Source organism: Starkeya nomas (assembly GCF_902703545.1).
GTDB classification, from domain to species: Bacteria; Pseudomonadota; Alphaproteobacteria; order Rhizobiales; family Xanthobacteraceae; genus Ancylobacter; species Ancylobacter moscoviensis.
The window spans coordinates 2,562,717-2,583,673 of sequence record NZ_CACSAS010000001.1 but is presented as its reverse complement, the minus strand read 5'-3'; the positions used below and the strand labels follow the sequence as shown (position 1 = coordinate 2,583,673).

General features: G+C 62.5%; 18 protein-coding genes. 6 read left to right on the top strand and 12 right to left on the bottom strand.

The features are described 5' to 3' along the window. Positions 1-5: 5 nt before the first annotated feature. A complete protein-coding gene (locus STARVERO_RS12555; RefSeq protein ID WP_159599128.1) occupies positions 6-149 on the bottom strand; it encodes a hypothetical protein in 144 nt (47 codons plus the stop codon). A gap of 134 nt (positions 150-283) precedes the next feature. Here STARVERO_RS12555 and STARVERO_RS12550 point away from each other — a divergent pair, with 134 nt between their 5' ends. The 6 genes from STARVERO_RS12550 (at position 284) to STARVERO_RS12525 (ending at position 11,135) form a co-directional block, all read left to right on the top strand. Next, positions 284-1,144, top strand: coding sequence for a WYL domain-containing protein (locus STARVERO_RS12550; RefSeq protein WP_159599126.1), 861 nt, complete (start codon positions 284-286; stop codon positions 1,142-1,144). Continuing rightward, a complete protein-coding gene (locus STARVERO_RS12545) occupies positions 1,071-4,400 on the top strand; it encodes a helicase-related protein (protein WP_244616755.1) in 3,330 nt (1,109 codons plus the stop codon). Before STARVERO_RS12550 ends, STARVERO_RS12545 begins: the two co-directional genes overlap by 74 nt. After that, the gene (locus STARVERO_RS12540; protein WP_159599122.1) at positions 4,397-5,092 is read left to right on the top strand and encodes a DUF4391 domain-containing protein; all 696 of its coding nucleotides are present in this window, start codon (positions 4,397-4,399) and stop codon (positions 5,090-5,092) included. Before STARVERO_RS12545 ends, STARVERO_RS12540 begins: the two co-directional genes overlap by 4 nt. Positions 5,093-5,103: 11 nt before the next feature. Beyond that, the gene (locus STARVERO_RS12535) at positions 5,104-6,966 is read left to right on the top strand and encodes a site-specific DNA-methyltransferase (RefSeq protein WP_159599120.1); all 1,863 of its coding nucleotides are present in this window, start codon (positions 5,104-5,106) and stop codon (positions 6,964-6,966) included. Positions 6,967-6,977: 11 nt separating this feature from the next. Next, on the top strand, positions 6,978-10,016 hold the full coding sequence (locus STARVERO_RS12530; RefSeq protein ID WP_159599118.1) for a type III restriction-modification system endonuclease: 3,039 nt from the start codon (positions 6,978-6,980) through the stop codon (positions 10,014-10,016). Positions 10,017-10,175: 159 nt separating this feature from the next. Then, positions 10,176-11,135, top strand: a complete 960-nt coding sequence (locus STARVERO_RS12525) for a LysR family transcriptional regulator (RefSeq protein ID WP_159599116.1) — start codon at positions 10,176-10,178, stop codon at positions 11,133-11,135. Here the strand turns inward: STARVERO_RS12525 and STARVERO_RS12520 are convergent. From STARVERO_RS12520 to trbB, 11 genes are read right to left on the bottom strand one after another with little or no spacing between them, the layout of a single operon-like run. Beyond that, the gene (locus STARVERO_RS12520) at positions 11,068-11,307 is read right to left on the bottom strand and encodes a DUF2274 domain-containing protein (RefSeq protein WP_159599114.1); all 240 of its coding nucleotides are present in this window, start codon (positions 11,305-11,307) and stop codon (positions 11,068-11,070) included. The two genes, STARVERO_RS12525 and STARVERO_RS12520, sit on opposite strands and share 68 nt — an antisense overlap. A gap of 1 nt (position 11,308) precedes the next feature. Beyond that, positions 11,309-12,574 (bottom strand): TraB/TrbI/VirB10 family type IV secretion system protein, encoded by a 1,266-nt coding sequence (locus STARVERO_RS12515; RefSeq protein WP_159599112.1) that lies wholly within the window; start codon positions 12,572-12,574, stop codon positions 11,309-11,311. Continuing rightward, entirely contained in the window at positions 12,571-13,638 is a 1,068-nt protein-coding gene (gene trbG, locus STARVERO_RS12510) for a P-type conjugative transfer protein TrbG (RefSeq protein ID WP_012454967.1), read from the bottom strand. The genes STARVERO_RS12515 and trbG overlap by 4 nt, the downstream gene beginning before the upstream one ends. Next, on the bottom strand, positions 13,635-14,318 hold the full coding sequence (gene trbF / locus STARVERO_RS12505; protein ID WP_159599110.1) for a conjugal transfer protein TrbF: 684 nt from the start codon (positions 14,316-14,318) through the stop codon (positions 13,635-13,637). Before trbF ends, trbG begins: the two co-directional genes overlap by 4 nt. 2 nt (positions 14,319-14,320) lie before the next feature. Then, positions 14,321-15,673 carry a P-type conjugative transfer protein TrbL gene (trbL, locus tag STARVERO_RS12500; protein ID WP_012454965.1) on the bottom strand — a complete coding sequence of 451 codons (1,353 nt, stop codon included), beginning with the start codon at positions 15,671-15,673 and terminating at the stop codon, positions 14,321-14,323. 2 nt (positions 15,674-15,675) lie between these two features. Next, a complete protein-coding gene (gene trbK-alt, locus STARVERO_RS12495; protein WP_159599108.1) occupies positions 15,676-16,047 on the bottom strand; it encodes a putative entry exclusion protein TrbK-alt in 372 nt (123 codons plus the stop codon). 10 nt (positions 16,048-16,057) lie between these two features. Further along, the gene (gene trbJ / locus STARVERO_RS12490; RefSeq protein ID WP_159599106.1) at positions 16,058-16,819 is read right to left on the bottom strand and encodes a P-type conjugative transfer protein TrbJ; all 762 of its coding nucleotides are present in this window, start codon (positions 16,817-16,819) and stop codon (positions 16,058-16,060) included. Continuing rightward, on the bottom strand, positions 16,816-19,254 hold the full coding sequence (trbE, locus tag STARVERO_RS12485; RefSeq protein ID WP_159599104.1) for a conjugal transfer protein TrbE: 2,439 nt from the start codon (positions 19,252-19,254) through the stop codon (positions 16,816-16,818). Before trbE ends, trbJ begins: the two co-directional genes overlap by 4 nt. A 13-nt stretch (positions 19,255-19,267) precedes the next feature. Beyond that, a complete protein-coding gene (locus STARVERO_RS12480; RefSeq protein WP_065846562.1) occupies positions 19,268-19,540 on the bottom strand; it encodes a VirB3 family type IV secretion system protein in 273 nt (90 codons plus the stop codon). Further along, positions 19,540-19,872, bottom strand: a complete 333-nt coding sequence (locus tag STARVERO_RS12475; RefSeq protein WP_159599102.1) for a TrbC/VirB2 family type IV secretion system protein — start codon at positions 19,870-19,872, stop codon at positions 19,540-19,542. The genes STARVERO_RS12480 and STARVERO_RS12475 overlap by 1 nt, the downstream gene beginning before the upstream one ends. Then, entirely contained in the window at positions 19,869-20,894 is a 1,026-nt protein-coding gene (gene trbB / locus STARVERO_RS12470) for a P-type conjugative transfer ATPase TrbB (RefSeq protein ID WP_159599100.1), read from the bottom strand. Before trbB ends, STARVERO_RS12475 begins: the two co-directional genes overlap by 4 nt. Positions 20,895-20,957 lie beyond the last annotated feature (63 nt).

Below are 20,957 nucleotides of genomic sequence, written 5' to 3'. Positions count from 1 at the left end.
AGGAACTACTTGTTGTTGAACCGCTGGGTCGGCGCCGATGCGGCTACCATCTTCGCGACTTGCTGCCGTTGGGGTTGCGCAGCGCCATTGGCGGCGGCGCCGGCCGCCTGCTCGCTGGTGATCTCAATTTTTGAGCTGCGTTTCCGCATGTCTTGCCCCACCCCAAAGCTATCCAGTCAATCGCCATTGACGGATCGCCCCTTATGGGAATAATAACTAAACGGATCGCGCCGATATGTCCATATAGTTTTTATCCTCATCGACGCGCGGAGGCAGGAAAGCAATGCCAGAGGCCGCTGCGGCATTGAAATGGGGCGTGGAGCGCCGGCTCGAATTCATCGAGTTCCGTCTTTACTGGGAAGGCGGCTTGAATCGTTCGGACATCATCGAAGCGTTCGACGTGTCCGTGCCGCAGGCGTCGAAAGATTTGACGCTGTACCAAGAGCGCGCGCCACAGAACGCCATCTACGACAAGAGCGCCAAGCGCTATATCGCGAGCAATGAGTTTCAGCCCTGCTTTCTAAAGCCAGATGCTGGACAGTACCTCAATCAGGTTCGCTCCGTCGCCGAAGGCATTTTGGCCTCGTCCGAATCCTGGATTGCTCATTCCCCCCCTTATGCCGGACCGCCTGTGCCGGCTCGCGGCGTCGACAACGATACGCTGCGCATGATGCTTGCGGCGATCCGCCAAAACCAGGCAGTCGAGATCAAATATCAGTCGCTCTCTAGCGATGATCCACGCTGGCGATGGATCGCACCGCATGCACTCGGCTTTGACGGGTTTCGATGGCACACCCGCGCCTTTTGTGAGGTTAGCAAGTCGTTCAAGGACTTTTTGCTCTCACGGATCATAGAGGTCAGGTCAATTCGCCCGAGCGGAGCGTCGCCGGAGGACGATGCCGATTGGAATGAGCTTATCACGCTGGAAATAGGGCCGCATCCAGAGCTTTCCGAAAGCCAAAAACGGATCATCGCCCTCGACTACGGCATGCGAGGAGGGCGTGCTCAAATTCAAGTTCGAAAGGCGCTGCGCTACTATGCGCTGAGGCGGTTGGGGCTCGATACGCCGCTTGAAGCGCGGCGTCCGCAGGATCAGCAGATCGTGCTTCTGCGCGAGGGGGCTGTCGATGAAAATCATCGATAACACCTCGCTGCTTCTGGGCGATGACCTGAAGGGGGCGGTGGGGCGTGGCTCACGGCTAAAGATCGCGGCGTCGTGCTTCTCGATCTACGCCTTCGAGGCTCTCAAATCGGAGCTGTCGAAGGTCGAGAGCCTCCAGTTCATCTTCACCGCCCCGACCTTCGTGCCGATGGACGTGACCGACCGCCTGCGCAAGGAGCGGCGAGAGTTCTTCATCCCCAAGACGACGCGCGAGCGGGGACTGTACGGAACCGATTTCGAGATACAGCTTCGCAATAAGCTGACGCAGCGAGCGGTCGCTCGCGAATGCGCCGAGTGGATTCGAAAGAAGGCGCGCTTCAGGTCGAACACGACCAGGGCGCCGATGCAGCAGTTCATCCATGCAGGATCGGAAGCCGGCGACGTCGCCTATATGCCGATCAGCGGCTTCACGGCCGTTGACCTGGGCTACCAGAAGGGTGATGCGGTCTCGAACCTCGTAACTCGCGTCGACGACGCCGCCCACACGCAGGTCTATCTCCAGCTTTTCAACCAAATCTGGAACGACGCGGAGAAAGTCGGCGACGTAACAGCGGCGATCTGCGACCACATCGAGTCCGTCTATCAGGAAAATTCCCCAGAGCGGGTTTACTTCCACATCCTTTACAACATCTTCCAGGACTTCCTCGAAGAGGTCGATCAGGACGCGCTGCCAAACGATCTGACCGGCTACAAGGACAGTCTCGTCTGGAACAAGCTCTTCAACTATCAGCGCGACGCAGCGACTGGCATCATAAACAAGCTGGAGATGCACAACGGCTGTATCCTAGCGGACAGCGTCGGCCTAGGCAAAACCTTCACTGCGCTGGCGGTGATCAAATACTACGAGCTGCGCAATCGGTCGGTTCTGGTTCTCTGCCCGAAGAAGCTCGCCGATAACTGGCGAAACTATAACACCAACCTGACGACCAATATCTTCGCCAAGGATCGGTTCAACTACGACGTCCTGTGTCACACCGATCTCTCCCGCACCTCGGGAGAGTCGTTTGGTGTCCCCCTCAACCGCGTGAATTGGGGCAACTACGACCTCGTCGTCATCGACGAGTCGCACAATTTTCGGAACAACGACGTCTTCAAGGACCGGGAGACACGCTACCAGAAGCTGATGAACAAGGTCATCCGCTCCGGTGTGAAGACCAAGGTTCTGATGCTCTCGGCGACGCCGGTGAACAATCGGTTCAACGATCTGCGCAATCAGCTTGCCCTGGCCTACGAAGGGGAATCCGAAAACCTCAGTCGACACCTCAAGACCAAGACCGGGGTCGAGGAGATATTTAGACGCGCCCAGAAGGCCTTCAATGCCTGGTCGGAGCTTCCGCCACCGGAGCGGACGGCGGCCGCCATCCTCAAGGCGCTCGAGTTCGATTTTTTCGAGCTGCTCGACGCGGTGACGATCGCCCGGTCACGCAAGCATATCGAGACCTTCTACGACACGAAGGATATCGGAAAGTTCCCGCAGCGCCGAAAGCCGCTGTCTCATCAGTGCCCGATAACCCACCGGCCCGACGTGCTCGGGCTCAACGATATCTTCAGCCACCTGTCGGTGCTCAAACTCGCTGTCTACGCCCCGATCAGCTACATCCTGCCGAGCCGGCTGCGCAAATACGAGGAGATCTACGACACCCAGGTCGAGGGTGGGCGCGGCAAGCTGCGCCAAGCGGATCGCGAGCGGAGCCTCCAGGCTCTCATGACCACCAACCTGCTTAAGCGGCTGGAAAGTTCGGTCGAAGCCTTCCGGCTTACCTTGCGCGCGCTGAGTGGGAACATCGCGCAGACGCTGGATGCGATCTCGACCTTCGAGCGGACCAGCGGCTCGGCGAGTGTCACCGATCATCTCGGCGATCCTGGCTTCGACGCCGACGACGAGGACCTGACCGGGCTCGACGAGTTTACGGTCGGCAGGAAGATCCAGATCAGCCTCGCGGACATGGACCTGCCGTCGTGGAAGCACGACCTGGAGGCCGACCTCGCCCTGATCCGCGACCTAATCGCGTCGATGGACAAGGTCGGTCCCGACGACGATGCGAAGCTTCAGCACCTCAAGGACATCATCACCCGCAAGGTGGACGAACCGCTGAACCCCGGCAATCGCAAGGTGCTCATCTTCACCGCCTTCGCCGACACGGCGAAGTACCTCTATGCCAACCTGACGCCGGCCTTCCTGCAATCTCACGGGCTCAATTCCGGCTTGGTGACGGGCTCCGACGCGCCGAAGACCACGCTGAAGAAAAGCTACGATTTTCAGTCCGTCCTGACGCTGTTCTCCCCGCGCTCGAAGGAGAAGCACCTGGTCCTGCCGCATGAGGCTGGCGAGATCGACATCCTGATAGGTACGGACTGCATCTCCGAAGGCCAGAACCTTCAGGACTGCGACTACCTGGTCAATTACGACATCCACTGGAACCCCGTGCGGATCATCCAGCGCTTTGGGCGCATTGACCGTATCGGGTCGCCGAACACGCAAATCCAGCTCGTCAATTATTGGCCGGACATCTCGCTCGACGAGTACATCAACCTCAAGGAGCGCGTCGAAAATCGCATGGTGATCGCCGACGTCACGGCAACCGGCGACGACAATGTGCTCACCGCCAAGAGTAGCGACATCGCCTATCGGAAGGAGCAGCTCAAGCGCCTACAGGAAGAGGTAATCGAGCTTGAGGACGTGCGGACAGGGATATCGATCACCGACCTCGGCCTCAACGATTTCCGCATGGATCTCCTGAACCACATCAAGGAGAACGGCGACCTTGAGCATCTGCCCAATGGCATGCACGCGGTCGTGCCGGCGCAGCCGGCGCTCGGACTCATGCCGGGCGTGATCTTCGCGCTGAAGAACATCTACGACAGCGTGAACATCAACCAGCAGAACCGCCTTCACCCCTATTACCTGGTCTATGTCGGCAGCGACGGGAATGTCGTCGTCGACCATACCGAGGTGAAACGGCTGCTCGATCTGATCCGCGCGAGTTGCCGGGGCCGGGCTGAGCCGATCCAGGCGGTTTGCCGCCTGTTCAACGAGCGGACACAGGACGGCCGGAAGATGGAGGAATGCTCCGAGCTTCTGAGCGCGGCGATCCGCTCGATGATCGAGGTGAAGGAGGAGAAGGATCTCGACAGCCTGTTCAGCGGCGGGCGGACCACGGCGCTGGTCCACACCATCGCGGGGCTCGACGATTTTGAGCTGATCGCCTTCCTCGTGGTGGAGGCGGCGCCTGCATGACCGCCATCTTCTTCGACTATCCCAAGGCGGCCGCCTTCGGCCGCGTGGTGCCCAAGACGAGAATCTATGAGCACGCTGGCGCGAATACGGCGCTGAAGGACCTGTTCGTCACCCAGGTCGATCAGATCGTCTGGAAATTCAAGCTGGCGCCCGAGACCATCAACCTCGCCGCCACGCGAGCGGTGAGCGAGATTCAAGTGTTTGGGGTCAGCCTGCGTACCAACAAGCTGGACGACGAGGTGCTGCGCGCCATTGATCGCGCCATCCCCTTTCCGTTGATCTTCGAGCTCACCTGGTCGGGCAAGCGGAGAGCGGTTGCCGCCTTCAAGCGGCCGAGCGAGGCGGATGCGGCCAAGTGGGTGGTTAGCGAGTATTTCGCGACCGACTGGGCGCCGGACGATGCGTCGCGCCAGCCCCTGCCGGTCGTGCTCAATCTTGGCGGGCTCTATGACGCCATTCTCACGGCCATGATGCCGGTGGCGAAGGCGGCGCACGAAGACATTCAGACGCGCGTGGCGCGCATGGAAGCGATCCGGGCGAAGACACGAGAGGTGGACCGGATCAAGGCACGGTTGAGCCGCGAGAAGCAATTCAACAAGCGGGTCGAGATTAACGCGGAGCTGCGGGCGGCCAAGCAAGAACTGGATCGCTTGGCCATGGGTGAGCCCGTCGGTGCCGTGACGAGCGAGTAAGAGGACGACGTATGGAAAAGCTGAAGATGCACAGCCCCGATCTGACGCAGGAGAACATCGCCAAAATTCGTGCGCTGTTCCCTGGCTGTGTGACCGAGGCAACCGACGAGAGCGGGAAGGCGCGCTTGGTCGTGGATTTCGATCAGCTACGACAAGAGCTGAGCGACCATATCGTGGAAGGGCCGCAGGAGCGGTATCGGCTGGACTGGCCAGGAAAGCGGGAGGCGCTGGCGGTAACAAATGCACCAATCGCAAAAACTCTGCGCCCCTACGTAGATGAGAGTATTAACTTTGACACTACGGGACATCTATTTATCGAGGGCGATAATCTAGATGCGTTGAAATTACTACAGGAAAACTATCTAGGGAAAATAAAATTAGTTTATATAGACCCTCCATATAATACCGGCAATGATTTTATCTACGAAGACGATTTTTCGCAGGGATCTGATGAATACCTCCAGCGATCGAATCAGGCGGATGGCGACGGGAATCGTCTGGTTGCCAACACAACAACGAACGGCCGCTTCCATTCGGATTGGCTTTCTCTAATGTATCCACGCCTCCGAATGGCAAGGAACTTGCTCTCGGATGACGGCGCTATATTCATAAATATAGATGACTCAGAGCTGTCCAATCTAAAAGAAATCTGTGACGAAATTTTTGGCGAAGGAAACTTTCTCGCGAATGTGGCTTGGAAGCATACGCAACAGAGCAAAAACGACGAAAAGTATTTCGCGAGAGTTTATAACTCCCTCTTAATATATAGAAAATCGGACTCTTTGTCGAAATTTCGTTTCCCGAGAACAGAGGAAGATAACAAAAACTATTCCAATCCCGATAATGATCCGAGAGGTCAATGGCGTTCCGGGGATGTGCGTAGCCCTAATCTCCGGCGAACGCTGTGCTTTGATATTGTAACTCCGTCAGGCAAGAAGATCTCGCCGCCGGAGAACGGTTGGCGATGGTCACAAGAAACTATAAAAGAAAAAATCAAGACGGGAGAGATTGTTTTTAATGCAGATGAAACAAAGATAGTTAGAAAAATATACCTCAGTGATCAGGAGGGGAGGACGCCTGAAAATCTTTGGGATGGCGAATCTGCCGGAACATCTCGGCAGGCAAATGCCGAGTTGAAAGATCTGTTCGATGGTGTTGCAATATTTGATACGCCTAAGCCGACGGCGCTGGTGAAGAGAATAGCGAAGCTATTCAACAACGAGTCGGGATATATCGCGCTCGACTTCTTCGCTGGGTCTGGAACGACCGCGGACGCGTTGATGCAGCTTAATGCGGAGGATGGTGGGCATCGTAAAGTATTTCTGGTGCAGATTCCCGAGCCATGTGCTGATGGCTCTGAACCATCCAAAGCCGGCTACAAAACCATCGCCGAACTGTCCAAAGAACGCATCCGGCGCGCTGGAAAAAAAATCCTTGCAGGCGACTGCCACCCAGACTGGAACCGCGATGTCGGATTCCGCGTCCTCAAGGTGGACACATCGAACATGCAGGACGTGTTCTACCGCCCGGATCAGGTCGGTCAGAAGGATTTGCTTCATGCCGTCGACAACATCAAGCCCGACCGTACCGCCGAGGATCTGCTTTTTCAGGTACTGGTCGACTGGGGCGTGGACCTGACTCTGCCGATCCGACGCGAGACGGTGCAGGGCAAGAAGGTCTTCTTCGTGGATGAGAACGCCCTTGTCGCTTGCTTCGACGCCGGCGTGACCGAGGAGCTGGTAAAGGACCTTGCCGGCCGCGAACCGTTGCGCGTCGTCTTCCGCGATAACGGCTTCGTGTCGGATGCTGTGAAGATCAATGTCGAGCAGGTCTTCCGCCAGCTTTCCCCGAGCACTGACGTCAGGTCGATCTGAGGGGAGCGGGCATGAAGCTGAAATTCAAGGTCCAGCCCTATCAGACCCAGGCTGTGGACTCGGTGGTAGATAGCTTCGCCGGTCAGCCGCTGGTGAACGGCATCACCTACCGCATCGATCCTGGCCGCAAGGCGCAGGTGAGCACCTTCGAGGAGGGCTTCAAAAACGCCGATCTGGCGCTGACCGAGCTTCAGGTGCTGGCCAACATCAAGGACGTCCAGCGGCGGCAGAATCTGCTGATCTCCGACAAGCTGGTCTCCAGCGCCGGATGCAGGTTCAACCTCGATATCGAGATGGAGACCGGCACCGGCAAAACCTACTGCTACATCAAGACCATGTTCGAGATGAACAAGCGCTATGGCTGGTCGAAGTTCATCATCATGGTGCCCAGCATCGCTATCCGCGAGGGTGTCTACAAATCGCTCCAGATTACTGCCGACCACTTTACCGAAAGCTACGGCAAGAAGGCGCGCTTTTTCATCTACAACTCCAGGCGGCTGCACGAGCTGGAGAGTTTTTCCTCGGACGCGGGCATCAACGTCATGGTGATCAACATCCAGGCGTTCAACGCCCGGGGCGCCGACAACCGCCGCATCTATGACGAGCTGGATGATTTCCAGTCACGCAGGCCCATCGATGTGATCGCCAGCAACCGGCCGATCCTGATCCTCGACGAGCCGCAGAAGATGGAAGGCTCCGCCACGATGGAGGCGCTGCCGAAATTCAAGCCGCTGATGATCCTTCGCTACTCGGCGACGCATCGGACCGAGCATAACCGCATCCACCGGCTCGACGCGCTCGACGCCTATAACCAGAAGCTGGTGAAGAAGATCGCTGTGCGGGGCATCCAGACGCGCGGTCTCGCCGGTACGAACGCCTATCTCTATCTCGAGGGCATCGACATCTCGAAGAAGGCGCCCGTGGCGCGGATCGAGATTGAGGTCAAGCTGAAGTCCGGCGAGATCAAGCGCCAGCTCAAGCGGCTGGAGTTCCGTGACGACCTGTTCGTCGAGTCTGGGGAGCTGGATCAATATCGCGACGGCTTCACCATCGCACAGATCGATGCCCGCAACGACACGGTGGAGTTCACCAACGGCGTGGTGCTCCATGCCGGCGAGGCGACTGGAGATGTGTCCGAGCGCGACATAAGGCGCATCCAGATCCGTGAAACGATCAAGGCGCACCTCGACAAGGAGAAGCAGCTCTTCGTCCAAGACATCAAGGTGCTGTCGCTCTTCTTCATCGACGAGGTGGTGAAGTACCGCGACTACACCCGGTCCGACGAAAAGGGCGAATACGCTCGCGTGTTTGAGGAGGAATACGAGCTTCTCAAAGAGGAATACCTGTCGGAGCTGGCGATCGACGGCGAGGCCTATCGCAAGCACTTGGCCGGAATCGACGCGGCGGCGACCCATAATGGCTACTTCTCGATCGACAAGAAAACGAACCGGCTAAAGGACCCCGTGGTCGGGGCACGCGCAGTCGATTCCGACGACGTGGACGCCTACGATCTGATCCTGAAGGACAAGGAGCGGCTACTGTCCTTCGGCGAACCGACCCGCTTCATCTTCTCGCACTCGGCGCTCCGGGAAGGATGGGACAATCCCAACGTGTTCGTCATGTGCATGCTCAAGCACAGCGACAACACGATCTCGCGCCGCCAGGAAGTCGGCCGCGGGCTGCGCCTGTCGGTCGATCAGAACGGCGACCGCATGGACAACCCCGCCGTGGTCCACGACATCAACATCCTGACCGTCGTAGCCAGCGAGAGCTACACGGCTTTCGTCAGCGGCCTCCAGAAGGAGATCGCCGACACGCTGACTTCCCGTCCCCGTAAGGCGACCGAGGCATACTTCACCGGGAAGACCATCACGACCGATGCCGGGCCGATCGAGATCACGCCGGCGATGGCGAAGCAGATCTATCGCTATCTGATGAAGAACGACTATTCGGATGACGCGGACCAGATTACCTCGGCGTACCACGAGGCCAAGGAGGCCGGGACGCTGGCGGCGCTGCCGGACGACCTGAAGCCTCACGCGGATCAGATTTTCCAGATCATCGACAGCGTGTTCAGCGACGCGAAACTGCCGAAGGTGGAGGACGGTCGGAAGCCCAAGACCAACCCGCTGAACGACAATTTCGAGAAGAAGGAGTTCCAGGAACTCTGGCGGCGGATCAACCAGAAGGCCGTCTATCGCGTCGAGTTCGATTCCGATGAGCTGGTCCGCAAATGCTTGAGCGCGCTGGACAGCCAGCTCCGGGTCACGCCGCTCCAGTACACCGTGCAGACCGGCATTCAGGGCGATGGGCTGACCGATGAGCAATTGAAGGCCGGCGACGGCTTCTCCCTCACCGGATCGACGACCGAGCGCGGCGGATCGATTCACTCCCTCGTGAAGTACGACCTTCTCGGAAAGGTCGCCGAAAACACTGAGCTGACGCGCAAGACCGTGGCGGACATCCTCACGGGGATCCAGGCCAGTGTGTTCAGTCAGTTCAGAGAGAACCCCGAGCACTTCATCGCGGAGGCGTCCCGGATCATCGCCGAGCAGAAGGCCACGATGATCATCGAACGGCTTGCCTATGACGGCCTGGCCGAGCGGTACGACGTGGACATCTTCACTGCCAACCAGACCGGACAGGACTTCTCCAAGGCCAGCGCCAAGCTGAAACACCACGTCTATGACTATGTCGTCACGGACTCGGAGATCGAGCGCAAATTCGCCGGCGCCCTGGACGCCAGCAGCGAGGTGGTGGTCTATGCCAAGCTACCCCGCGGCTTCCTGATCCCGACGCCGGTCGGCGACTACAACCCGGACTGGGCGATTTCCTTCAAGGAAGGCAGCGTCAAGCACATCTACTTCGTCGCCGAGACCAAGGGCAGCATGTCCTCGATGAAGCTCCGCGAGATCGAGAACACCAAGATCGCATGCGCGCGAAAGTTCTTCGACGAGCTTGGCCGGCGGGTCAGCGAGGATCGGGTCAAATACGACGTCGTGACCAGTTACGACAAGCTCATGGATATCGTCGCCCCTCCTGCTTCTTAGCACACCGGGCTTCGAGCGAGCCGCCGTTTCACCGGCTACTTTCAGTCGCAGGAGATGGAAGGTCGTATGTCACGCTGAACGAAAGGGCGTCCTTCAGGTGTAATGATTTGATGATGATGTAGTGCGCAGGTCAAAATCCCGACGAAAGGGGGCTCCTTTATGATCGAGCTGCGCCACATCAATTACTTTGTCGTTGCATCGGAACAGGGAAGCTTTCGCAAGGCGGCAACATTATTGAGTATTCAGGAGTCGGCGGTGAGCAGGCGCATCCGCGATCTTGAAGATCAGCTTGGGGCTTCCCTGTTTCAGCGTCATTCCGGCGGAGTTTGCCTCACTTTGGCTGGGCAGCGCTTTCTTCGGCGTGCGCGCATTGCCCTCCAGCAGATCGAAGATGGCGTCAATGATGTCGCCGCGATTGGCCGATCCGAAGAGGGCGTCATCAAGGTTGGCATCTTCTCATCCCTGGCTTCCGGTTTTCTGTTTGAGCTTTTGAAGGAGTTCGACAGGAAACATCCACGGGTGACGGTCGAGCTGATCGAGGACAATCCGGCGGTCCATGTGGCCGCGATCCGGCAGTTGCAGCTCGACGTGGCGTTCATAACCGGCACGAGCGAATGGCCCGACTGCGAAACCGGCACCCTCTGGTCGGAGAGGGTGTTCGCCGTGCTGCCAACGGAGCACCGCCTTGCGACGAAACAATCGCTGTATTGGCACGATCTCGCCGGCGAGAGCTTCATCGTCAGCGATGCGGCGCCAGGGCCGGAGATCCAAGACTATTTAATCCAGCGGCTGGCTGGCCTTGGGCATCATCCGAATATCCGTCCTCAATATGTCGGGCGGGATGCCCTGTTGTCGATGGTTGCCGTTGGGCGCGGTCTCACGGTGGTCAGCGAGGCGGCGACAGGGGCGCAATTCCCGGGCGCCGCTTATCGACTGATCGAGGATGAAGTCTTGCCGTTCAGCGCGATATGGTCGCCGAGGAACGACAATCCGGCATGCCGCAGATTTCTGAGCCTTGCCCGCTCGCTGGCGCGATCGGAAAGACCGGCGATCAGGCGGGCGGTTTCGGCGATCCGCTTGCCTGCTTCGCCTTCGCAAAACCCCGATCTGTCGCAATGAATCGCTCCAGCATGGGAACGATCAGGCGCACCGGATCGGTCGCGGGCTGTCCCGCCTCACGGCCGAGAATTTCCGCATAGGTGGTGAGATCGCGATGGAGGCCGGCGGGTAGTTCCACCGTGATCTTGACGGGCTTGTCGTCGGCGATCGGCCCCAGTTTCAACTTCGCCATGTCAGCCTCCGTAGGGTTCGAGAACAAGGTCGCGCGTGACGATGACGCGAACGGGGAAGCCCGGGCGGATGGTGAGCGTTGGCGCGATGTTGAGCTGGCGTTGCACGATCTGCTGACCGGTCTGGTTGACGCTGTTGGACGCACCATTGCGCAGCGCGCGGGCGATGTCGCTTTCCTGTCCTGATGAGCCGGCCTCGGCGCCGACGCTGAGCAGCGTCGAGAGCGCCGCGGCCTTGAACAGTTCGCCCCAATGGTAATCGACGCCATCTTCCAGCCCGGCATAGCCCTCGGCGTCCGCGCCAGGCTGGCGCTCGAGGGTGATCGAGCGGCCGTTCGGAAAGATCATCCGGTTCCAGACGAGCAGCACACGCCGCTGGCCGAAGCCGACGCCGCTATCGTATTGCCCGATGACGCGGGTGCCTTGGGGCACGAGCAGAATCTTGCCCGTCGGGCTGTCATAGACGTTTTCCGTCACCTGCGCGGTGATCTGTCCGGGAAGATCGGAGCGGATGCCGGTGATGAGCGCGGCGGAAATCACCGCTCCGGCCTGAAGGACATTGGCCGAGGCGGGCGCCACGACTCGATCGGGCGAGACGGTGCGCTTGTCGGGCGCCTGGTTGAGGAAGGCGAGCTGCCGATCCTGCGCCGACGGTGTAGCTGGCTGCGGCGCGAGACCGAGGCTGGCGAGATCGGTTGCGGGGGTAGCCGTCGCGGATGGCTGTGCGGTCGTCGCGGTATTGGGGGGCCGCGTCTCCGTGGATGCGAACAGGCGCGCGGTGCGAGCCGCTTCCAGTTCCTGCGTTCGACGCTGCTCCTCCGGGCTGGGGCCGACTGGTGCAGGAGCAGTACCTCCCGGTGTCGGAACGGATGGCCCGCCGTTCTGTGCGTTGAGGATCGGGCGGCCGAGATCGCCGGGGAGCGGTGGGCCGAGTTTGGGCACGCCGGTATAGTCCTTCGGCAGACCCGCCAATCCGTCAGGTGTCGAGCGGTTGTCGGTGGAATAAAGTTCCTGCCCCTGATTGCCGCCGTTCCGGGTCTGGAGCGCATAGACCAGTGCGCCACCGACGCCCAGGCTCGCTGCCAGGCCGAGGCCCGCCAGCACCTTGCGTGACAGGCGGGTGACGCGCGGCGGCTCGGGGCGCAGCCGCATCGGCGCGACCGGCTCGCCGGTGAGCGGCTGGTCGTCTTTCTCGTCGACCGCCTCTGGCTGAGGTGCCCCATCGGGTTTCCGATCGGCTTCGTTCTCCGGATCGCGTTCGTCGCTCACGATGCCGGCCTCCCGTCGGTGCGGACGATGCGGACCCGCTTCTGATTTTTGCCCGCACCGAAGCGCAGTTCGGCGGCGGCGAACAGCCGGTCCACGATCATGTAGTTGCCGCGCACCCGATAGTTCACCAGCTCCGAGGTGTCGCCTTCCGGACCGACCACGAACAGCGGCGGCATCTCGCCCTGGCCGATACCGCGCGGAAACTCGATGAAGACCTGTCGGCCATCGTCGAAGGCGCGCAGCGGTCGCCACGGCGCACGGTCGCCCGTCACATCGTAGCGGAAGTTCACACGCGCGAGGTCGACGCCATCGGCAACGGGCTGCGCAGCCTCGGCCTGACTGTTCTGGCGGCGCAGCGCGATGAGCTGATCCTGCGGATATTGCCAGGAAACTGACGCCATATAGGTCGAAGGCGTCGAGCGCAGTTCCATATGGTAGGTGCGGCGGTCGGTGTTGATGACGAGGTTGGTCAGCAACTCGGCCCGCGTTGGCTTCACGAGAATATGGATCTGCTTACCCGCGCCGGCGCCGCTCTCGGTATCGCCGATGATCCAGCGCACGGTGTCGCCGGCGGCGACGGGGCCGGAACCGACGAGCTGCTCACCAGGCTGGAGGGCGATGTCGGTGATCTGCCCCGGTGACGCATAGACTTGATAGAGCGCGCCATCGACGAAAGGATAGACCTGCATCGAGTTGATGAAGCCATTGCGGACGGGCTGGACACGCGCGGCGGCGTTGGCCTGGTTGACGCGGACCGTCGGGTCGGCGGCTTCCGGTTCGGGTTTGCCGTCCCTGCCAACCGGCTTCAACTGGCCGGGAAGTGGCAATGGCTTCGGCAGTTCCACGACCTGCACGGGCTTGGGCGGATCGGCGGCCTGCACGGCCGGCGCCGCATTGTCGTAGGAGATCTCCGGCGGCGGTGTATGCGTGGCGCACCCGGCGAGCGCCGATGCGCCGAGCAGCAGAAGCGGCATTCCGGCCTTACGGAAAACCGGAATGGCGTGGATGAGGAAAGCCGGACGCCCTGCACTCCAGGGGGCGGCTTTGCGGAGTGCTGGCGTCATTGTCCGAGCTCCTTCGACCAGTTGATGGCGTTGACGTAGATGCCGAGCGGGTTCTTTCTCAGCGTGTCGGCGTCGCGCGGCGGCTGAACGGTGACGGTGAGGATGGCGGACCAGCGTTCGGTGGAGGCGAGAGCACCGTCCTGATAGCGGCGCTCGATCCAGGCGATGCGAAAGCTCGACGGCGAGGCGCGAATGACCGACGAGACCTCCACCGCGACTTGCTGTTTGCCGACCTTGGCGAAGGGATCGTTGGCGCGGGCATAGTCGCTCAGCGCCAGAGCCCCGGCCTGGGTGGTGAAGTCGTAAGCGCGCAGCCAGTTCTGCCGCACGATGATCGCATCGGCCGGGATCGAGCGGACCTGCTCGATGAAGCGCGCGAGGTAGAAGGCGATCTGCGGATCGTTCGGCTGATAGTCGGCGGTTGCCGGCGCGACGGCTTGGGCCTGGCCGAGCCGATCGACCTGCACCACCCAGGGCACGATCGAGCCATTGGTGGACTGCCATACCAGCGCGGCGGAAAGGCCCATCGAGAGAGCCAGCGAGCCGAATGCCATGACGCGCCAGTTGCGGGCTTGCACGCGGGCGGAGCCGATGCGGTCGTCCCAAACCTGCGCGGCGCGTTGATAGGGCGTCTCGGGCTGTGGAGATTTGCCGTAGTGGGTGGCTGGTCGTTTGAACATGGTCAGTCGCTTCCGGAAAGGTTGACGGAGGAGCCGCCGCCGTGGCTGTCGCCGCTGCGAACGGCGTGAGCGGCCGCCTGAACGCCGTGCGTGAGCTGCTGAGAACGCTTCATGCGCTTCGCCCAGGCCGGTGGACCGTCGGTGGCGGATGATGCCGGAGAGGCGGCTCCAGCGGAGGCTTCGCTCGCCGTTGCGCCAGATGCGCCAGTGGCGATCTCCGTCGCGGCGTGGCTGCCGGTCCGGTAGCTCTGCGTCAGGCTATCGGCAGCACGACCAGCGGCGCGCTTCAGCGGCGAGACGGCGGCCTTCGCGCCCGTGCTGGCGACATTGCCGAGACCAGAGGCGACGGCAGACGCGCCTGATTGCCCGGCCGCACCAAGGCTGTAGGCGCTGGTCGCACCGCCTGCGAGTGTCGCCCCGCCACGGGCGGCGGCGGCCGCGCCGCCAGCAAGGGCGGCGCCACCGGAGACGACGGCGCCAGCGGTCGCTGCGCCGGCCGCGACCATGCCGCCGGCGGCAAGGCCAGTTCCGATGGCGGCGCCCGCACCGAGTTGCGGGCCACCCGAGACGAGGCCGTTGGCGATGCCGGGGCCGAAGATGCCGAGGCCAAGAAGAGAAAGCGCGGCGAGCACGATCGCCATCGCGTCGTCGATCGACGGCGTGGCGCCGCCAAAACCAGCGGTGAACTCGGAGAAGAGCGTCGAGCCGATGCCGATGATGACGGCGAGAACGAGAACCTTGATGCCGCTGGAAATCACATTGCCCAGCACCCGCTCGGCCATGAACGCCGATTTGCCGAACAGGCCGAACGGGATCAACACGAAGCCGGCAAGTGTCGTCAGCTTGAACTCGATCAGGGTGACGAAAAGCTGGATCGCGAGGACGAAGAAGGCGAGCAGCACCAGCGCCCAGGCGAAGAACATGCAGGCGATCTGGATGAAGTTCTCGAAGAAGGACCAGTAGCCCATCAGGTTCGAGATCGAGTCGAGCAGCGGCCGGCCGGCGTCGAGGCCGGTCTGCGCGACCTTGCCGGGCCGCATCAGATCACTGACCGCGAAGCCCGTGCCGGAGGCTTTCAGGCCAAGGCCGGCGAAACTCTCGAAGATGATACGGGCGAGATTGTTCCAGTTGGAGATCAGGTAAGCGAAGATGCCGACGAACAGCGTCTTTTTGACCAGCCTGGCGATGATGTTGTCATCGGCGCCCCACGACCAGAACAGCGCGGCGAGCGTCACGTCGATGACGATCAGCGTTGTTGCGATGAATCCGACTTCGCCGCCGAGCAGGCCGAAGCCGCCGTCGATGTAGCGGGTGAAGACCTCGAGGAAATGGTCGATGACGCCGGTGCCGCCCACGATCAGCGAGCCTCTGGCCGGGAGGGCTCTGCCTGGATGGTGGGCGGAATCTTGCCCGGGGGCTCATCGGCGGGAGCACTCGGAAACAGTGTCGCTGGCGCGGTCGGGGCCGGCGTCGGGGCCGGTTCACCGAGGAAGCGCCGCCGGTTCTCGGCCCAGGTCTTCAGGCAGGACGGATCACGCGCTCCGGCTTCGCCCATCCCGCTGCACCGGGCGAGTTCCGCGCCGAGCGGATCTTGCTCCCGGAGGGAGTGAGCTTGCGTCACCGGGCTATTCTGCCGGTCGCCCTTGCGGGTCATCTCGATCGCGGTTGCCGTAACCGCGATCGCGACGAACACGACGGCGCCGATGCGCGCGAGGGTCTTGCTGTCCATCGCATCGCCCTCACTTGTTTCCGTAGAACATCTGCGCGTTGCCGGGCTGGTAGCCCGCGCCCGGCGTCAGAAAACGGCGGCGCTGTTCGCGGCCCTGTTCAGCGGCGGCGGCTTGTTCCGCCGATTGCAAAGCCTGAGCCCGGCCGTTGGCCGTGACGACGGCGGTGAGGTCGGCGAGTTGCTGCGCCTGGAGCGCGAGAAGCTGGTTGCCGGCCTGCGTCGCCTGAAGCGCGCCGGTCGCCGACTGGCTGGCGCCGACCAGCGCCGACATCTGGGCGCGGTTGGTGTCGATATTCCCGACGACACCAGCCTGGACGCGCATGGCATCCTGCAATCCGCCCACGGTGTTCTGCCACCGCGAGCGCGCATCGGCGACGAGCTGCTGGTCTGGCGCCGACATCGAGACATTGGCGTATTTGCTCTGGAACGCCTGGTCGATCTGCTGGACGCTGTACGCAATGTTCTGCGCCTGGTTGAGCAATTGCTGCGTGCGCTGCACCGACTGCTGGAGCTGTTGCAGCGACGAGTAGGGCAGGCTCGCCAGATTGCGGGCCTGGTTGATGAGTCCCTGAGCCTCGTTCTGGAGCGAGGTGATCTGATTGTTGATCTGCTGGAGCGTGCGGGCCGCCGTCAGCACGTTCTGCGCATAGTTGGACGGGTCGAACACGGTCCATTGCGCGTGGGCTGGCGTCGCCAGCATCGGGGCGAACGCAACGGGGGCGACGAGCAGCGCGGCACAGAGCCGGGCCGCGCGAAAGCGAGGCAAGGTCATGGCAGTTTCTCCGTTTTGGTGAGCGTCGGAATGAGGTCGGCCGCCCAGCCGACGTCGCGGTGGTGGAGCCAGGCGGCGAGGAAGCCGGCCCGCCCGTGCTCGGCGAACAGCCGCGAGATCGCGGATTGGTCGGTTTTCGAGGACGCGGCGCAGAGCGCGAGGGCGACGTCCGACAGCCCCAGGTCGAACAGGCGATTGCCGCGCCGGGACTGGCAGTAATAGTCGCGCTTGGGCATGGCTCGCGCGATGATCTCGATCTGCCGGTCGTTGAGGCCGAAGCGCCGATAGATCGCCGTGATCTGCGGTTCGATGGCGCGCTCGTTCGGGAGCAGAAGGCGGGTCTGGCAGCTCTCGATGATGGCGGGCGCGATGGCTGAGCCATCGATGTCTGACAGGCTCTGCGTGGCGAAGATGACGCTGGCGTTCTTCTTGCGCAGCGTCTTCAGCCATTCGCGGAGCTGACCGGCAAAGCCGTCGTCGTCCAGCGCGAGCCATCCCTCGTCGATGATGAGCAGGGCTGGCGATCCGTCGAAGCGGTCCTCGATGCGGTGAAAAAGATAGGAGAGAACCGCGGGCGCCGCGCCGGTGCCGATTAGCCCTTCGGTCTCGAACGCCTGGACCGTCGCCGTGCCGAGATGTTCCCGTTCGGCGTCGAGCAGCCGCCCATAGGGGCCGCCGATGCAATAGGAGCGTAGCGCCTGCTTCAGGTCGTTGGACTGGAGCAGAACGGTGAGGCCGGTGAAGGTGCGTTCCTCGACCGGCGCCGAGGCCAGCGACGTCAGCGCCGTCCAGATGTGCTCCTTCACTTCTGGCGTGATGGCGACCGCCTCGCGCGTCAGGATGGCGCCGATCCAGTCGGCGGCCCAGGCGCGCTCGGAGACGTCGTGGATATGAGCCAGTGGCTGGAGACTGACGCTCGTCGTGGCGCCGTCGCTGAGATCCCCGCCGAGGTCGTGCCAGTCACCGCCCATGGCGAGGGCCGCCGCCCGGATCGAACCGCCAAAATCGAAAGCGAAGACCTGGGCGTCGGCATAACGGCGAAACTGGAGCGCCATGAGCGCCAGCAGCACGGACTTGCCCGCGCCGGTCGGGCCGACGATCAGCGTATGGCCGACGTCGCCGACGTGAAGGGAAAACCGGAACGGGGTCGAGCCTTCGGTCTTGCCGAACAGCAGTGGGGGCGCTGCGAAATGCTCGTCCCGTTCCGGCCCCGCCCACACGGCGCTCAGGGGGATCATGTGGGCGAGATTGAGGGTGGAGATCGGCGGTTGCCGCACGTTGGCGTAAACATGCCCGGGAAGACTGCCGAGCCAGGCGTCCACCGCGTTGATGGTTTCCGCCATCGCGGTGAAGTCGCGGCCCTGGATGACCTTCTCGACCAGCCGCAGTTTCTCGTCGGCAACGCGCGGATCAGCGTCCCACACTGTCACCGTCGCCGTGACATAGGCGATGCCGGCATAGTCGGCGCCCAGCTCCTGAAGCGCGAGATCGGCGTCCGCCGCCTTGTTCGATGCGTCTGTGTCGACAAGGACGGACGCTTCGTTGGTCATCACCTCCTTGAGGATCGCGGCGACCGATTTGCGCTTGGCGAACCATTGGCGCCGGATCTTGGTCAGCAGCTTGGTCGCGTCGGTCTTGTCGAGCAGGACCGCGCGCGTGCTCCACCGATAGGTGAAAGCCAGCCGGTTCAGCTCGTCGAGCAGGCCCGGTGTCGTCGCGGTCGGGAATCCGGTGATGGTGAGAACGCGCAGATGTGCCTGCCCAAGGCGCGGTTCCAGACCGCCGGTGAGCGGCTGATCGGCGAGCAGCGCGTCGAGATACATCGGCGTTTCCGGAACGCGGACGCGATGCCGGTGCGTCGAAACGCATCCATGCAGGTAGGTCAGCGTTTCGCCGTCATCGAGCCAGCGGCATTCCGGCATGAAGGCTTCGATGAGGCGCAGAAGCCGGTCGGTGCGGTCGGTGAAGCCACCCAGCGCCTCGTGCGGATCGAGGCCCCTCTGTTCACGGCCCTCATAGAGCCAGCTTTCTGCCCGGGCGGCATCCTCGGCCGGCGGCAGGTAGGTGAAGGTGAGGAAGTAGCTGGACTCGAAATGCGCTCCAGCTTCCTCGAAGTCGGCTTTACGCTCGGCATCGACCAACGCCGACGCGGCATCGGGAAAATGGCTGTCGGGATAAAGGTTCGAGGGATGGCGCTGTGCTTCCACGAAGATCGCCCAGCCTGAGCCAAGACGACGGAAGGCGTTGTTGAGCCGGCCGGCGACCGCGACGAGCTCGGCCGCGACAGCGGAATCCAGGTCGGGACCGCGAAAGCGCGCCGTGCGCTGAAAGCTCCCGTCCTTGTTGAGCACGAGACCTGAGCCGACCAGCGCCACCCAGGGCAGAAAGTCGGCGAGCCGGCTGTTACGGTCGCGATATTCGGCGAGGTTCATCATCGGCGCGTCCTCGTCAGACCGTGAGGTGCGCGGGAATGCGCAGGTGACGGCGGCCGACATCGACGAAGAGCGGATCGCGCTTGGCCGCCCACACCGCCGCGAAGTGGCCGATGGCCCAGATCGCAAGACCGACCAGCCAGAGCCGCAGGCCGAGGCCGACCGCGCCGGCGAGTGTTCCGTTCATGATCGCGATGGCGCGCGGTGCGCCGCCGAGCAGGATCGGCTCGGTCAGCGCCCGATGGACCGGCACGGTGAAGCCCGGCACGTCGTCGGCCGCGTCCGCCATCAGACCAGCGCCCCGCCGCCAAACGAGAAGAAGGAGAGGAAGAAGCTCGATGCGGCAAAGGCGATCGACAGACCGAACACGATCTGGATCAGCCGGCGGAAGCCGCCCGACGTGTCGCCGAAGGCCAGTGTCAGGCCGGTGGTGATAATGATTATGACGGCGACGATCTTGGCGACCGGACCTTCGATCGACTGAAGGATTTGCTGGAGCGGCTGCTCCCACGGCATCGATGAGCCGGAGGCGTGGGCGGGCGCCGCCACGCTCATGGAGAGCATGGCGACGGACAGGGTCATGACGATGCGATGGCGCGCGAAGCGCAGACGTTGGATCACGGGGTTTCTCCTTCGAGGCTGGGGCTGAGAGAGGCCGCGCCGTCACCCTCGGAAGCCCAGGCGCCGACGGCGGGCGCGACGCGGTAGTCACCGTCCGGGCCAAGGCCTTCGACGCGCGTGAGTTCGGAGAGGCGGCGCGCGGAACCGCGGCCAGAAAGGACGGCCACGAGGTCGATCGTCTCGGCGATCAGGGCGCGCGGGACGGTAACGACGGCTTCCTGGATGAGCTGTTCCATGCGGCGCAGCGCGCCGATGGCGCTGCCAGCGTGGATCGTGCCGACGCCGCCTGGATGGCCAGTCCCCCAAGCTTTCAAGAGGTCGAGGGCCTCGGCGCCGCGAACCTCACCAATCGGGATGCGGTCGGGGCGCAGGCGTAGCGAGGAGCGGACGAGATCGGAGAGCGACGCCACACCATCCTGGGTCCGCATGGCGACGAGATTGGGCGCCGCGCATTGCAGCTCGCGGGTGTCCTCGATGATGACGACGCGATCGGACGTCTTCGCGACTTCCGCGAGCAGCGCATTGGTGAGGGTGGTCTTGCCGGTCGAGGTGCCACCGGCGACGAGGATGTTGGCCCGGGCGACGATGCCTTCGCGTAGCGCCTCGGCCTGTCGCGCCGACATGATCCCCGCGTTGACGTAGTCGTCGAGCGTAAAGACGGCGACGGCAGGTTTGCGGATGGCGAAGGCCGGTGCGGCAACGACCGGCGGCAGCAGACCCTCGAACCGCTCGCCTGTTTCGGGCAGCTCGGCCGAGACGCGCGGACTACCGGCATGGACCTCGGCGCCGACATGGTGTGCGACCAGACGCACGATGCGTTCGCCATCGGCGGCGGAGAGCATCTCACCCGTATCGGCCAGCCCTTCGGAGAGCCGGTCGATCCAGATGCGCCCGTCCGGGTTCAGCATGACCTCGACGACGGAGGCGTCTTCCAGAAACCGGGCGATGGCGGTGCCGAGCGCTGTGCGCAGCATCCGTGCGCCGCGCGCCAAGCCCTCTGGATTGTGATGTGAACCGGCCATTCGATCCCCGTTCATGCCGGGGAGACATCAGACGGCCCCCTGACGGGGATGATTAAAAGAGCC

Bases quoted from the DNA above. Each gene is read 5' to 3' on its own strand.
- STARVERO_RS12535 (WP_159599120.1), top strand. From the start codon at position 5,104: ATGGAAAAGCTGAAGATGCACAGCCCCGATCTGACGCAGGAGAACATC.
- trbB (WP_159599100.1), bottom strand. From the start codon at position 20,894: ATGGCCGGTTCACATCACAATCCAGAGGGCTTGGCGCGCGGCGCACGG.
- trbF (WP_159599110.1), bottom strand. From the start codon at position 14,318: ATGTTCAAACGACCAGCCACCCACTACGGCAAATCTCCACAGCCCGAG.
- STARVERO_RS12550 (WP_159599126.1), top strand. From the start codon at position 284: ATGCCAGAGGCCGCTGCGGCATTGAAATGGGGCGTGGAGCGCCGGCTC.
- trbG (WP_012454967.1), bottom strand. From the start codon at position 13,638: ATGACGCCAGCACTCCGCAAAGCCGCCCCCTGGAGTGCAGGGCGTCCG.
- STARVERO_RS12555 (WP_159599128.1), bottom strand. From the start codon at position 149: ATGCGGAAACGCAGCTCAAAAATTGAGATCACCAGCGAGCAGGCGGCC.
- STARVERO_RS12525 (WP_159599116.1), top strand. From the start codon at position 10,176: ATGATCGAGCTGCGCCACATCAATTACTTTGTCGTTGCATCGGAACAG.
- trbE (WP_159599104.1), bottom strand. From the start codon at position 19,254: ATGATGAACCTCGCCGAATATCGCGACCGTAACAGCCGGCTCGCCGAC.
- trbJ (WP_159599106.1), bottom strand. From the start codon at position 16,819: ATGACCTTGCCTCGCTTTCGCGCGGCCCGGCTCTGTGCCGCGCTGCTC.
- STARVERO_RS12540 (WP_159599122.1), top strand. From the start codon at position 4,397: ATGACCGCCATCTTCTTCGACTATCCCAAGGCGGCCGCCTTCGGCCGC.
- trbK-alt (WP_159599108.1), bottom strand. From the start codon at position 16,047: ATGGACAGCAAGACCCTCGCGCGCATCGGCGCCGTCGTGTTCGTCGCG.
- STARVERO_RS12480 (WP_065846562.1), bottom strand. From the start codon at position 19,540: ATGGCGGACGCGGCCGACGACGTGCCGGGCTTCACCGTGCCGGTCCAT.
- STARVERO_RS12530 (WP_159599118.1), top strand. From the start codon at position 6,978: ATGAAGCTGAAATTCAAGGTCCAGCCCTATCAGACCCAGGCTGTGGAC.
- STARVERO_RS12520 (WP_159599114.1), bottom strand. From the start codon at position 11,307: ATGGCGAAGTTGAAACTGGGGCCGATCGCCGACGACAAGCCCGTCAAG.